Raw genomic sequence first — 13,222 nt, 5'->3', positions numbered from 1 at the left:
GCGCAAAGCATAGCGTCGCATCGGTCGGCCCTCCCGTCAGCCGACGCTCTATGAATCACGCATTCCGCCCGCTGGGAATCCCCTAACTGACGACACGCCCTAGATCCCCACCCTAAATTTCAACCTGGGTGCCCATCTCCACGACCCGACCCGGTGGGATGCAGAAGAACTCGGTGGCCGACAGGGCGGTTTTGGACAGCAGGATGAACAGAGGCTCCCGCCAAGTGGGCAGGCCGACCGTCTTGGACGGGATCAGCGTCTCCCGGCCGAGGAAAAAGGACGTCTCCATCATGTCCAGATGCAGGCCGTAGCGGCGGCACTGCTCCAGCGCGCGGGGGATGTGCGGCTGCTCCAGATAGCCGAAATGCGCGACCACGCGGAAGAAGCCCTTGCCCAGCTTCTCCACGGCGAGCGCCCGTTCGGGGGTGACGCGCGGCACCTCCTCGATGATGACGGTCAGCACGACCACGCGCTCGTGCAGCACCTTGTTGTGCTTCATGTTGTGCAGCAGGGCGTGCGGCACGACGTCGGGGTTGCCGGTCATGAAGACGGCCGTGCCAGCCACGCGCTGCGGCGACTGCGGCGTGATCCGTTGCAGGAAGAGGTCCATCGGCAGGGCGTCGGCGTAGAGCCGCTCCGCCAGGATCGCGCGGCCATGGCGCCAGGTCGTCATCAGCAGATAGACGGCACCGGCAATGACCAGCGGGAACCAGCCGCCCTCCGGCACTTTCAGCAGCGTGGCGCCGAACAGGGCCAGATCGACGACGAGCATCGCCGTCACGCCGGCCATCACGAGCGCCGGGTTCCAGCGCCACAGGCGCCAGGCCACCACGGCGCCCAGGATGGTGTCGATGGCCATGGCCCCGGTCACCGAGACTCCGTAGGCGGCGGCGAGGTTGCTGCTCGACCCGAAGCCGATCACCAGGATCACCACGCCGACCAGCAGCAGCCAGTTGTTGCGCGGGATGTAGACCTGCCCGACCTCGTGCTCCGAGGTGTGGCGGATCTCGCGCCGGGGCAGATAGCCCAACTGCACCGCCTGCCGGGTCAGCGAGAAGGCGCCGGAGATCACCGCCTGGCTGGCGATGACCGTGGCCGCCGTGGACAGGATCACCAGCGGCAGTTGCGCCCAGTCGGGGGCTAGGTGAAAGAAGGGATTCTCCAGCGTCTCCGGCTGGTGGAGCAGCATGGCGCCCTGCCCGAAATAGTTCAGCAGCAGCGACGGCAGCACCAGATACAGCCAAGCCAAGCGGATCGGTGCCCGGCCGAAATGACCCATGTCGGCGTACAGCGCTTCCGCCCCGGTCACCGCCAGGACCACCGCACCCAGAGTGACGAATCCAACCCAGCCGTGCACGAAGAACAGTTCGGCTCCGTAATAAGGGTTCAGCGCGCGAAGCACGTCCGGCGCCCGCACCACCTGCGCGGCGCCCAGCACGGCCAGCGTGGCGAACCACAGAGCCATGACCGGGCCGAAGAAGATGCCGACTCGCCCGGTTCCCTGGCGCTGGAACAGGAACAGGATGGTCAGCACGACCAGAGTGATCGGGACGATGAATGGTTCCAGGGCCGGCGTGACCACCTTCAGCCCTTCCACGGCGCTCAGCACCGAGATGGCCGGGGTGATCAGGCTGTCGCCGTAGAACAGGGCCATGCCCAGGATGGCCAGCGCGATCACCGTCCGGCTGCCGATGTTGGGGCCGAGCCCGCGGTGCGCCAGCGTGCCGAGCGCCATCACGCCGCCTTCGCCCCGGTTGTCGGCGCGCATGATCAGCATGACGTATTTCAGCGTGACCACGATGATCAGCGCCCAGAAGGCCAGCGACAGGATGCCGAGAATCGTAGGCTCGTCGAGCGGCAGGCCGGTGTGCAGGAAGGATTCGCGCAGGGTGTAGAGCGGGCTCGTCCCGATGTCGCCATAGACCACCCCCAGCGCACCCAGCACCAGCGCCGGCATGCGGTGGGACGTCCGGTGTGCCTCGGCGTGTGCCGCGTGGCTGCCGTCAGGGCCCGGGCTGACCGGGTCGTTTCCCGTCTGCTGGTTGGCGCTGTCCATCAAGGGTCCGTCAGTTCCGTGCGCGTTCCGCTTCCAACTATGGTGCCGTTCCGCCTGGGCGGAAAGCCGCAGATGTCCGCGAACGCTCTCATTACATCATACGTTCCGGTTCGCACCACACGGAAAGCCGGATAGCCGGCACCAACCCGGACGGGATCCCAGTGCCGCGCGGGCAAGTGGGCGCGAAGTTCCCTCCGCTCCCCTTCCGCTCCCCCGGCCTGGAACGAAGCGGGAACTTGGCGCTTGCTGTTCCGTCTTTGTTCTGTTACGACTTGAGCCATCACACAGTCGAGCCCTCACACACTGGAAGGGAGGTTGCCATGTCGGTCCTGGTTTTCCTGCGCGAGCTTGCCGGGTTGACTGCTCTGTTCGGTACCCTGTTCGTCTGGACCGTGGTCGGTCACGTTCTGGGCTTCTGAACGCTTAGCCCCCGTCATCGGCCTTCCCGCACCGCCGAACGGAGTCGCCGAAAGGGGTGGTTCCCCTTGGTATGATAATCCGAAATCCCAAGCCGTTCTTGGCGCCGCATCACCTACATCCGGAAAGCGCGCATCGTGTCCGTCGCAATGACGCGGCTGCGATGGGACGCCACACGGACCGTCCTCGGCCCCATCCGGCCGGGGACCACAATGCGGACAGCTCGGGAAACGGGACGGATGCGGAACTTCTTTCGGAAGCGGCGGGCGATCGCCAATGCGGATGACCGGATGCCCTCGAACGGCGGCATCACGGGAGGCGGCATCACGGGCGGTGGAACCACGGGACCGGGCCTTGCCGGCGGCAGTCCGGCGGCGCCCCAGATGGGCCGCCCGGCCTCGCACCTGCGCCCGGTTGGCGGTGGTCCGGGCGCCGGCCCAAATGGTGGGGGCCAAAATGGCGGCGGCCTTGGCGACCCGATGCGGGGACCGGACCTCGCGCGGCGGGACATCCCGGGCGAGCATCGCAGCGGGCGCGTGTATCAGCCGCTCGGCGGCCAGCAGAACGCCCAGCCGACGGATCCGGACCTGCCGCGCTTCACCATGACGGTGAATGGCGGGCTCCGCGCCCCCGGCGGCGGCGCGCCGGCCATGCTGAAGGGGCTGACGCCCGAACTGAACGGGCTGCTGCGCGAGGCCTTCACCCCGACCCGGCCGAAGCAGCAGCTCAATTCGCTGTTCATCGGCCGCACCGACACGCTGAAGCGCATCATCTCCGCCATCGAGGAGGAGCGGGCGCACGTCATCCTCTTCGGCGACCGCGGGCGCGGCAAGACCTCCGTCGCCAACGCCATCGAGAAGATCGCGGCCCAGGCCGGCTATCTGTCGCTGAAGCTCACCTGCAGCGCGGAGCTGAGCTTCGAGGACATCTTCCGGCATTTCCTGAAGAAGATTCCCTCCACCTACTACCGCTCCGGCATCGACAACCCCTTCGCGTCCCGCCGCAGCTTCACCAGCTTCAACGAGCTGCTGCCCGATGGCACCTTCAGCGTGACGGAGCTGAACGAGGTGCTGTCCGGCATTCACGCCACGCATGTCCTGCTGATCCTCGACGAGTACGATCGCATCACCGACGAGGATTTCCGCAACAAGCTGGCGGAGCTGTTCAAGAACCTGACCGACAGCTCCATTCCCGTGACGCTGCTGGTGGTCGGCGTGGCGGAGAACCTGGACCAGCTTCTCGGCAAGCACCCGTCCATCCAGCGCTCGCTCGTGCCGGTGCACCTGCCGCTGATGACCGACGCGGAGATCGCGCGGCTGATCCAGGCCGGCGCGCAGAACGCCGGCATCGCCTTCGCGCCGGATGTGGTGGATCGCGTCTGCGACTTCGTGCGCGGACTGCCCTACTACGCCCAGCTCCTTGGCCTGCACGCTGCGCGCAGCGCCGTCAGCCGCGGCTCGACCACCGTGGAGCGCGAGGACCTTGCCTACGCGGTGGCACGCTGCCTTCAGGAGGCGGAGCGCGGCATCGTCGACTCCTACGCCCGCGCCCTGGCTGCCGAACGTCGGGCGGAACTGGAGGACGTGCTGCTCGCCTGCGCGCTGTGCCCGGCCGATTCCTACGGCACCTTCGATCCGAAGCAGTTGGCCGGCCCGAACGGCGCCGAACCGACCAAGGAAGCCTTGGACATCCTGGAGCGTCTGACTCGCGAGGATTACGGCGGGGTGTTGTCCCAGGTGGTCGAGCCGGGCTGGACCCGCTACCGGTTCCGCAACCAGATGATGCGGCAGTATGTGCTGATGCGGCAGGCGCACGAGCGCGGCCAGATCTAGGCCGATCCGTCCACCAACCGAAGCCGTTCCATCGACGGGTCCTCTCCCGCTGTGCGGGGGAGGGCCTTTTCTTGTTCGTAAGGCTCTGCGCTACGAATCGAGCGCCATCGCCAGGAGCACCGCGCCGGCGATGACCGCGCACAGGGCGACGACGATGACCAGGCTCCGCAGGAACTGCCGGAACTCACCCTGCTTCCACGCGCTGCGCGCGACCAGCAGCAGGTAGCCGGCCATCATCGCCCCGATCAACTGCCACGTCGTCATGCGCTTTTCCGAAATCCTCCTGCGAAGGCTCTGTTTGCGCACCCCTGGGGATGCCGCGTCAAGTCCCGCCGGAAGGGGGTGGTTGTCCCCATCCGATCGAGCGCATATGACTAACGGCTAGTTCGCAGGCGGGCCGTCATACACCCATTCCAGGGTTACGGGCGAAAATTGCCGGCCTTCGTTCCGCGCCTGCGTCATCAATCAACCGATCCATACAACCAGATTGCGCACAAAAACACGCGCAAACGACTCATGGGAGCGTATGTGTGCGAAATAGTGGTAGGATTCGCTCAAAGCATACGTTCGAAGAGGCAATGCGAGTACTTTGAAAATGACCGGGTCACCCATGATTCGAAAGTGGCTTTGCGCATATGCCTAATGCGTTCTTCTTTTAACTCCACAGAGTGGTACCGTTGTGCACGACACAGGGGTAAGGTCATCCAAAATATCGGCACGTCGTTGCCATCAAGGGGCACGAGGTGGAGAAACCTCGGGTAACTGGTAGCCTACAAGATTGCCCAAGGAGTCTGAGCAATTTTTCCGAAATTCGCGGGAGCTGACCAATGGAACCAGTGCGTGCTTTTCTGATCGACTCCAATAAGCTGTTCCGCGAGGGTCTGAAGCGGCTGTTGGACGACTCACCGTTCCAGATCGTCGCCGAGGCCGGCAACCTGCGTGAGGCGCTGAACACCGTCGAGAACGGGCTGCGTCCTCAGCTCATCCTTCTGGATCTCGTGAACGGGGGCGAAGAGGAAGCGGAAGGCATGCGCCGTCTTCGCGCGCAGCTTCCGGAAGCCCGCATGGTCATTCTGACCAGCGATCTCTGCACCCGCCGTCTCGCCAACGCCCTGGAGGCCGGCGCCGACGGCTATCTGATGAAGGACCTCTCCTCCGACGCGCTGGCGCAGTCGCTGCGTCTGGTGATGATGGGCGAGAAGGTGTTCCCCACCCATCTGGCCGCGCTGCTGATTTCCGGCCGGGTAAACGGCAATGGCACGGACATGCCGGTATCCCGCAAGGGCCTGTCCCAGCGCGAGGTGCAGATCCTGCGCTGCCTGCTGAACGGCGACAGCAACAAGATGATCGCCAATCATCTGAACATCACCGAGGCCACGGTGAAGGTTCACCTGAAGAGCCTGCTGCGCAAGATCAATGCCTCCAACCGCACCCAGGCGGCCATCTGGGCGCTCAACAACGGCATCGGCGGCGAGTTGGCCGGGGCCGGCGCGGTTGCCGCCGCGGCGAGCGCGCACCAGTAACGACGACGCCCACCGGGCCGGCCGCGCGTCCCGCGGCCGGCCGGTCGCCGTAGGCCGTTCAAACACGCACACGCAAAACGCATCGAGTGGGCTGTGCCCCGTTCGATGCTTTTTGCGTTTTGGGCGTTCTCGGGTTCGCAGCGCGCAAAAAATATCCCGGCGCGATGGCCGGGATGCAGCGGAAGAGACGGTGGAGACCGGGGAGGGCGCTCAGGCCCCCGGCCGGTGGGCCTGGACCGCGTGCATGTGCGGCGGAACCATGCCTTCGCGGGCGGATTGCAGGGCGCTCTGCTGGCGCGCGGCGAAAACGCCGGCTTCCGTTCGGTTGCGGAAGTGCAGCTTGGACAGCACGCTGCGCACCATCGACTTGATCACCGCTTCCGACAGGTCGAGTTGGTTCGCGATGGTCCGGTTGTTCAGACCCTGGCCCAGCAGGCGCAGCGTCTCGAATTCCGGTTCCGACAGGCGTGGGAGGAGGGTCAGCCGGATCTCGTCCACACCCAGCCGGGAGAGGAACTGCTTGGGCATCAGGCAATGGCCTTCCAGCCCGAGGTCCAGCAGTTCGTTGATGCGGTCCACGTTGATGTCCTCGAACACCCACGCATCCGCGAAGGCCAGGATGTGGGCGGCGTCCAGCAACTCGCGAGACGACAGCACCACGACGATCCGCGACCGGCGCGACAGGCGCAGGTACACCATCGGCTCGTTCTCGCGCAGGGCGGTGAACTGCTGAAGCCCGATCAGGATGGCGTCCGGGGTCAGCGTGCTCTGCGTCAGCTCCGATATGTCGTGGAATACGGTGACGCGATGCCGACCTGCCCGATCGAGCGCCTGTACAACGGTGTCGGTCAGGGAGTTGTTGTCCAGGATCAGGCAGACGTGCATGGGGGTCACCGCGTTGCGGGTCGAGTGCGATGCTTTCTCTTGGGCGTACTCATGGTTCATGTGCATGGGTCAGCTCTGTTTGGAGGAGGCATCCACGGCAGGCCCTTGACGGGCATTGTCGCCGCCTGTGTTTGGGTTGGTCGCACGGCAATTGGTTTCGTTTAAAGACTAGATCGAATATGTTTGATATCTCTTTCAAACCTGGAAAAAAACTTGACACTGTGACTATGAGTTTATAAATTAGGGCTGTCTCCGGTAAATCAAACGATAGACGATCACTCAAGATCGTCAAGCGCATCTGAATGGCGACTGTCCCTCTCGGAGCGATAACACCTTTGCGACATTATGGCCTGAAAGGCCACCGCCGGATTCCGGGGTGGAGTGTCGCCGCCCGTCCGGAAGAGTTACCCCTTTGAATGACTGCGCTGCGCCCGCACGGATGCGTCCGCGCCGCTGGCTTTCCGCCGGTGGCCTATGACCAATGATGTAGTTCCGTCTTTGTTCCTGTTGCTTTACCCGTATCGGCGGTGGTTTTCGACTGCAAACGAACTATGGCCCTTGTCGATATATTGACCCTCGCCCGAATGTGGTAGCTGTCTTTCAAGCCATCTAGGCGGTGAGTGGTTCGGGTCCGATGGAGGTGACCCGGACAGAAGGGGCGAAGGCTTCGGAAGAAACGGCTGAAACCAGGGTGGACGGGGACCATGAAAATTCTGATCGGTGATGACCATCTTCTTTTCCGTGAGGGTCTGCGTCGCTTGCTGGAGCAGCTTCACGGCGAGGCGACCTTCGTGGAGGCGGGCACCTTCAACGAAGTGGTCGAGCAATGCCGGACCGGCGGCAGCTTCGACATCGTCCTGATGGACCTGCATATGCCGAACTGGCCGGGCTATGAGGGCTTGCGCGAGGTGCAGAGCCTCCAGCCGGGCGTCCCGGTTGTCGTGATCTCCGCCTCGGAGTCTCTGAACGACATCCGCGGCGCGCTCGACCACGGCGCCACCGGCTACATTCCGAAGTCCAGCAGCGTGAAGGTGATGATGGGGGCGCTGAACCTCGTCTTCTCCGGCGGCATCTATGTCCCGCCGGGCGCGCTGACCGCCGCCAGCGCCGAACCGGCGCCGCGCCGCCGCGCGATGGACGGGATGGACCGCAGCTCCGGCTATGGCCTGACCCAGCGCCAGCGTGAGGTTCTGGACTGCCTGCGGGCCGGCAAGTCCAACAAGCAGATCGCCTACGAGCTGGGTCTGTCGGAAGGCACGGTGAAGATCCACGTCACGGCGATCTTCAAGTCGCTGGGCGTCAAGAACCGCACGCAGGCGGTCATCGCCGCTGCCGCCATGGCGTCCTGATCCGTCCGGGGCGAACAGGGCGGGGCTGGAGACAAACAAGGAAACGCACTGGGATGGCCGCGAGAGGGCACGACGAACGTGCTCCCGCGGCCTTTCCGTTTTCCGGTTTCGCGACACGTCCTATCTTCTCGCCTTATAGTGAGGCGTGTCCCGGCAAAGAAGGAAACGGCGATGGCGGCGGAAACCCCGGTGTGCGATTTCGGCTGGAAGGCGGTGGACTTCAGCCTGAAGAGTGTCGACGGCAAGACCTACAGCCTGGCCGACGTGCGCGGGCCGAAGGGCACGCTCGTGATGTTCATCTGCAACCACTGCCCCTATGTGAAGGCGGTGATCGGCCGCATCGTGAGCGAGGTGAACGCGCTGAAGAGCTACGGAATCGGCGCCGTCGCCATCATGTCCAACGACATTGGGCGCTACCCCGAGGACGGCTTCGACGCCATGAAGCGCTTCGCGGCGGAGCATGGCTTCACCTTCCCCTACCTGATCGACGAAACGCAGGAGGTCGCGCGCGCCTATGGCGCGGTGTGCACGCCGGACTTCTTCGGCTTCAACGCCGACCTGTGCCTGCAGTACCGCGGCCGGCTGGATGCCTCGAAGACCCAACTCATCCCCGACGCCCCGCGCGAGCTGTACCACGCCATGGTCCGCGTCGCCGAGACGGGGCAGGGGCCGGCCGACCAGATCCCCAGCATGGGATGCTCCATCAAGTGGCGTGATCCGGCCTAGACGGCCAGCCATTAGCCCCCGCTATTGGCCGGTTTGGACCTGCGCGCCCCTCAGATTGCTTTCCGACAGCGGAATGACCGTGCGGGAGAGCTCCGTGCAGACCATCCGGTCGGGCCGCTCCCTGGATTCGCACGAGGACGACCTCAGGCGGACCGCAAGGTCCTTCGTGAGAGGGCGGTCCCAGTTGAAGATGACACAGCGCTCCCCCGAGGGGCCGCGCATCTCGCCGTCCGTTTGCGCCGGGTAATTGCCGATCTCGCTTCCGACGCCATTGCCGTAGTTCAGGGGGAGGTGGTCCGGAGGCGACGCCCTCCAGTTGGACGAGCAACCGGACAACATCAACGCCGCCGACACGCAGCAGCACGCGACCGCCAGCCTCATCAGCATCTCCCTCCTGCTGTTTCTCCGTGCAGGGTCGAAGGTGAGTGCGGCGTTTTTGCGGCGAAAAGTTGCATTCACCCGCCATGAATCGGCGCTGTGCCGAAAAGACTTCCTTTCGGCGCGGCTTGGTTGTGATTCGCCGGCACGATGGCGACCGCGCGGAAGCGCAGGGAAAGGGTACGGACGGGCGGGTCGGCCGGAAATCGCTGCGGTCCTGAAGCCCTCGCGCTTGACCGGGTGCGCCGGCCAGTGCTATCCGGCCCTGTGAAGCATAAGCATCGTCCGCCGCAACCGCGCGTGGGCGCATTTCCACACGCAATGACGGTCTCCGTGCCGTTGGACGCCGCTGTAGGGCCATGAGCGATATTTTCCGCGAAGTCGACGAGGATTTGCGCCGCGACCGCATGGAGCGCCTGTTCAAGCGCTATGGCGGAGTAGCGCTGGCCGGCGCTCTGGCCGTCGTGGCCGCCACCGGCGGCTACACCGCATGGCGCAACTGGCAGCAGTCGCAGCACCAGCAGGAAACGGCGGCCCTGACCGCCGCGCTGGCACAGGCCGGGCAGGGGCCGGAAAAGGGTGTGGAGGCGCTGGCCGCCTTCGCCGGAAAGGCCGATCCCGGCATGGCCGCGCTGGCGCAGCTGAACGCCGCCGCCCTTCTGGCCCGCGAGGGCAAGACGGCCGAGGCGGTCGCCGTGTACGACAAGCTGGCCGCCAACAGCGGCGTCAGCGGTGTCTACCGCGACCTCGCCTCCCTGCTGTCGGTCATGCACCAGATGGACTCGGGCGACGCGGCGCAGCTTCAGGCGCGCCTCCAGCCGCTGACCGCCGACGCCAGCCCCTGGCGCTTCTCCGCCCGCGAGTTGACCGCCGTTCTGGCCGCCCGCGCCGGCGACAAGGATCGGGCGCGCAGCCTCTTCCAGCAACTGGCCGATGATTCTCAGGCTCCGGCGGGCGTCCGCTCGCGCGCCGCCGATCTCGCCACCCTCTACGGCAAGTCCTGATGAACCGCAATCCGATGACCCGCGATGCGGGCAAGTCCGCGAAGGCCCGCGCCCGTAGGCGCGCCGCCCTTCTGTCCACCCCGCTGCTCGCCCTGCTGCTGAGCGGCTGCGACACCCTGACCGACTGGTTCGGCAAGACGCCCGATCCGCCCCTGCCGGGCCAGCGGGTCGCCGTGCTGACGCGCGAACGCAAGGTGGAGGTGGACCAGCGGCTTGCCGACACCGCCATGACCCTGCCGACCGCCGTGACCAACGCGGCCTGGGCGCAGGCCGGCGGCACGCCGGAACACGCGCCGGGTCACCTCGCCCTGTCCGCGACTCCGGCGGAGGCGTGGCGCGGCGACGTAGGGTCGGGCTCCAGCGGCGGGCACATGGTGCTCGCCACGCCGGTGGTGGCCGACGGCCGGATCTTCGCCATGGACGCGGATTCGCACGTTGCCGCTCTGGACGAGCGCGGCGGGCGCCAGCTGTGGCGCATCGACACCAAGCCGGAGAACGAACGCGGCGGCGCCAGCGGCGGCGGCGTGGCCTACGCCGAGGGCCGCGTCTTCGCGGCGACCGGCTATGCGGAGGTTCTGGCGCTCGATCCCGCCAGCGGCAACGTCATCTGGCGCAAGCGCGTGCCGGGTCCGGTGCGCGGCGCGCCGACGGTGCAGGGCGGGCGCGTTTATGTGCTGACGCTCGACAACCAGCTGGCCGCCCTGTCGGCGGCGGACGGCACCGTCGAATGGACCCACCAGGGCATCCTGGAGACGGCCGGCCTGCTCGGCGCGGTCAGCCCGGCGGCGAACGCCACCCTGGTCGTGGCTCCCTATTCGTCGGGCGAGCTGTACGCCCTGCGTCCGGAGAACGGCCGCGTGGCGTGGCAGGAGAGCCTCGCCGCGATTCGCCGGGCCGGCGCGCTCAGCAGCCTCGCCGACATCCGCGGCCTGCCGGTCATGGACCGGGGCATCGTCTACGCCATCGGCCATTCCGGCCGCATGGTCGCCATCGACGAGCGCATCGGCGCCCGCGTCTGGGAGACGGAGATCGGCGGTACGCAGACCCCGTGGCTGGCCGGCGACTATCTGTTTGTCGTCACCAACGATTCGGAGGTCGTGGCCGTCAGTCGTCAGGCCGGTCGCGTCCGCTGGGTGACGCCGCTCGACCGCTTCAAGGATCCGGAGGACAAGAAGGGGCCGATCACCTGGTCCGGTCCGGTGCTGGCCGGTGGGAAGCTGTATGTGACGGGTTCGCAGGGGCAGATGCTTGCGCTTTCGCCCACGGATGGCCAAATCGTCACCCGTTACACGCTTTCCAGCGGCACCTACTTGCCGCCGGTGGTCGCGAACAACACCCTTTATGTCCTTGGCGACAACGGCACGCTGGTCGCGTTCCGTTGACCGCCTTCCGTTTTCCAGTGTGAGGCCTCCGGGCGGATGTCTTTTACCGTGGCTCTGGTCGGCCGGCCGAATGTCGGCAAGTCGACCCTGTTCAACCGTCTGGCCGGCAAGAAGCTGGCGCTGGTCGACGACACGCCGGGCGTGACGCGCGACTGGCGCTCGGCCCCCGCCCGCATGGGCGGCCTGTCCTTCACCGTGGTCGATACCGCCGGTCTGGAGGACGTCACCGACGACAGTCTGGAGGCGCGCATGCGCCGCCAGACGGAGCGGGCGCTGGACCGCGCCGACGTCGCGCTGTTCATCGTAGACGCGCGCGCCGGCATCACGCCGCTCGACCGTCATTTCGCGGCCCTGCTGCGCAAGGGCAAGACCCCCGTGCTGCTGGTCGCCAACAAGGCCGAGGGCAAGGCCGGCACGCCGGGCCTCTACGAGGCCTACGAGCTTGGCCTGGGCGATCCCATCCCGCTGTCGGCGGAGCATGGCGAGGGCATGGCCGATCTGGTCCAGGCCCTGCTGCCCTACGCGCCCCCCGACGAGGAGGAGGCCGACGAGTTTGCCGCCGCCGCTTCGGTAGCTCCCGCCGATGGCGAGGAGGTCCCGGTCGGCGACCAGGCGGAGACGGACGAGGAACGCGCGCGGCCCATCCAGCTCGCCATCGTCGGCCGTCCGAACGTCGGCAAGTCCACGCTGCTCAACAGCCTGATCGGCGAAGAGCGCGTGCTGACCGGCCCGGAGGCCGGCATGACCCGCGACGCCATCAGCGTCGATTGGGAATGGCGCGGCCGCAAGATCCGCCTTGTGGACACCGCCGGCATGCGCAAGCGCGCCCGCGTCGACGCCAAGGTGGAAAAGCTGGCCGTCGCCGACGGGCTGCGCGTCATCCGCATGGCTCAGGTCGTTCTGCTGGTCGTCGACGCCAACCAAATCCTCGACAAGCAGGACCTGACCATTGCCCGCATGGTGGTGGAGGAGGGCCGCGCCCTCGTCATCGCCCTGAACAAGTGGGACGCGGTGGACGACCGCGCCATGGCGCTGCGTCAGGTGGAGGACAAGCTCCAGGCGACGCTGGCCCAGATCAAGGGCGTGCAGGTCGTGACCATCTCCGCCCTCCAGGGCAAGAAGCTGGACACGCTGCTCGACGCGGTACTGGAAACCTATGCCCAGTGGAACCGCCGCATCCCCACGGCCCAGCTCAACCGCTGGATTGAGGGCGTGCTGGAGCACCACCCGCCGCCGCTGGTCGAAGGCCGGCGCGTGAAGATCCGCTACGCCACGCAGGTGAAGACCCGCCCGCCGACGGTCGCGCTGTTCGTGAACAAGCCGCTGGATCTGCCGGAAAGCTACCAGCGCTACCTGATCGCGCACCTGCGCGACACCTTCGAGCTGCCGGGCGTCCCCGTGCGGCTCCTCCTGCGCAAGCAGAAGAACCCCTACGCCGACGACTGACCGCTGTTTCCCCCCTCTCCCAGCCCCGCTGGGAGAGGGAGGGGCCCGCCGCATAGCGGTGGGAGGGTGAGGGCAAGGTTCTCCCGAGAATCCTGCTTCAGCCTAACCTGAATTCTCGACAAAACCTTGCCCTCACCCTCCCATGCTGCGCATGGGTCCCTCCCTCTCCCACCGGAGGCGGGAGAGGGTATAATGCAGCGTGAATTGCTTCAAAATCGGAAGCG

General features: G+C 66.3%; 11 protein-coding genes. 7 read left to right on the top strand and 4 right to left on the bottom strand.

Annotated features, from left to right (window positions below):
- Positions 1-112 precede the first annotated feature (112 nt).
- Positions 113-1,957: a potassium transporter Kup gene (locus tag ACSVC7_RS14965; RefSeq protein ID WP_448205132.1), complete on the bottom strand. Its 1,845-nt coding sequence runs from the start codon at positions 1,955-1,957 to the stop codon at positions 113-115.
- An 806-nt stretch (positions 1,958-2,763) separates the two neighbouring features.
- Between ACSVC7_RS14965 and ACSVC7_RS14960 the strand changes: the two genes are divergently transcribed.
- Complete coding sequence (locus tag ACSVC7_RS14960; protein WP_483508388.1) at positions 2,764-4,305, top strand: AAA family ATPase; 1,542 nt, start codon at positions 2,764-2,766, stop codon at positions 4,303-4,305.
- A gap of 90 nt (positions 4,306-4,395) precedes the next feature.
- Here ACSVC7_RS14960 and ACSVC7_RS14955 read toward each other — a convergent pair whose 3' ends face one another.
- Complete coding sequence (locus ACSVC7_RS14955; RefSeq protein WP_448205126.1) at positions 4,396-4,569, bottom strand: hypothetical protein; 174 nt, start codon at positions 4,567-4,569, stop codon at positions 4,396-4,398.
- A gap of 563 nt (positions 4,570-5,132) precedes the next feature.
- On the opposite strand from ACSVC7_RS14955, the gene ACSVC7_RS14950 reads away from it, so the two are divergent.
- Positions 5,133-5,828, top strand: a complete 696-nt coding sequence (locus ACSVC7_RS14950; protein ID WP_448205125.1) for a LuxR C-terminal-related transcriptional regulator — start codon at positions 5,133-5,135, stop codon at positions 5,826-5,828.
- A 210-nt stretch (positions 5,829-6,038) separates the two neighbouring features.
- On the opposite strand, the gene ACSVC7_RS14945 is transcribed toward ACSVC7_RS14950, so the two are convergent.
- A complete protein-coding gene (locus tag ACSVC7_RS14945; RefSeq protein ID WP_448205124.1) occupies positions 6,039-6,779 on the bottom strand; it encodes a response regulator transcription factor in 741 nt (246 codons plus the stop codon).
- A 638-nt stretch (positions 6,780-7,417) separates the two neighbouring features.
- Between ACSVC7_RS14945 and ACSVC7_RS14940 the strand changes: the two genes are divergently transcribed.
- Together ACSVC7_RS14940 and ACSVC7_RS14935 are read left to right on the top strand one after the other, a co-directional pair.
- Entirely contained in the window at positions 7,418-8,062 is a 645-nt protein-coding gene (locus ACSVC7_RS14940; protein WP_448205123.1) for a response regulator transcription factor, read from the top strand.
- Between the two features lie 171 nt (positions 8,063-8,233).
- Positions 8,234-8,788, top strand: coding sequence for a thioredoxin family protein (locus ACSVC7_RS14935; RefSeq protein ID WP_448205122.1), 555 nt, complete (start codon positions 8,234-8,236; stop codon positions 8,786-8,788).
- Positions 8,789-8,809: 21 nt separating this feature from the next.
- On the opposite strand, the gene ACSVC7_RS14930 is transcribed toward ACSVC7_RS14935, so the two are convergent.
- The gene (locus ACSVC7_RS14930; protein WP_448205121.1) at positions 8,810-9,169 is read right to left on the bottom strand and encodes a hypothetical protein; all 360 of its coding nucleotides are present in this window, start codon (positions 9,167-9,169) and stop codon (positions 8,810-8,812) included.
- 356 nt (positions 9,170-9,525) lie between these two features.
- On the opposite strand from ACSVC7_RS14930, the gene ACSVC7_RS14925 reads away from it, so the two are divergent.
- Genes ACSVC7_RS14925 through der form a run of 3 tightly spaced genes read left to right on the top strand, consistent with a single transcriptional unit; the run spans position 9,526 to position 12,998 of the window.
- Positions 9,526-10,170: a tetratricopeptide repeat protein gene (locus ACSVC7_RS14925; RefSeq protein ID WP_448205120.1), complete on the top strand. Its 645-nt coding sequence runs from the start codon at positions 9,526-9,528 to the stop codon at positions 10,168-10,170.
- Complete coding sequence (locus ACSVC7_RS14920; RefSeq protein WP_448205119.1) at positions 10,170-11,552, top strand: outer membrane protein assembly factor BamB family protein; 1,383 nt, start codon at positions 10,170-10,172, stop codon at positions 11,550-11,552. The genes ACSVC7_RS14925 and ACSVC7_RS14920 overlap by 1 nt, the downstream gene beginning before the upstream one ends.
- A 36-nt stretch (positions 11,553-11,588) precedes the next feature.
- Positions 11,589-12,998 carry a ribosome biogenesis GTPase Der gene (der, locus tag ACSVC7_RS14915; protein WP_448205118.1) on the top strand — a complete coding sequence of 470 codons (1,410 nt, stop codon included), beginning with the start codon at positions 11,589-11,591 and terminating at the stop codon, positions 12,996-12,998.
- Positions 12,999-13,222 lie beyond the last annotated feature (224 nt).

This window comes from Azospirillum mesophilum (assembly GCF_053470405.2).
The sequence above is the reverse complement of the archived record's forward strand: the minus strand, read 5'-3'. Positions and strand labels throughout refer to the sequence as shown.

Coding starts and splice junctions, on each gene's coding strand:
- ACSVC7_RS14950 (WP_448205125.1), top strand. CDS start 5,133: ATGGAACCAGTGCGTGCTTTTCTGATCGACTCCAATAAGCTGTTCCGC.
- ACSVC7_RS14945 (WP_448205124.1), bottom strand. CDS start 6,779: ATGCACATGAACCATGAGTACGCCCAAGAGAAAGCATCGCACTCGACC.
- ACSVC7_RS14935 (WP_448205122.1), top strand. CDS start 8,234: ATGGCGGCGGAAACCCCGGTGTGCGATTTCGGCTGGAAGGCGGTGGAC.
- ACSVC7_RS14930 (WP_448205121.1), bottom strand. CDS start 9,169: ATGAGGCTGGCGGTCGCGTGCTGCTGCGTGTCGGCGGCGTTGATGTTG.
- ACSVC7_RS14965 (WP_448205132.1), bottom strand. CDS start 1,957: ATGCCGGCGCTGGTGCTGGGTGCGCTGGGGGTGGTCTATGGCGACATC.
- ACSVC7_RS14960 (WP_483508388.1), top strand. CDS start 2,764: ATGCCCTCGAACGGCGGCATCACGGGAGGCGGCATCACGGGCGGTGGA.
- ACSVC7_RS14920 (WP_448205119.1), top strand. CDS start 10,170: ATGAACCGCAATCCGATGACCCGCGATGCGGGCAAGTCCGCGAAGGCC.
- der (WP_448205118.1), top strand. CDS start 11,589: ATGTCTTTTACCGTGGCTCTGGTCGGCCGGCCGAATGTCGGCAAGTCG.
- ACSVC7_RS14925 (WP_448205120.1), top strand. CDS start 9,526: ATGAGCGATATTTTCCGCGAAGTCGACGAGGATTTGCGCCGCGACCGC.
- ACSVC7_RS14940 (WP_448205123.1), top strand. CDS start 7,418: ATGAAAATTCTGATCGGTGATGACCATCTTCTTTTCCGTGAGGGTCTG.
- ACSVC7_RS14955 (WP_448205126.1), bottom strand. CDS start 4,569: ATGACGACGTGGCAGTTGATCGGGGCGATGATGGCCGGCTACCTGCTG.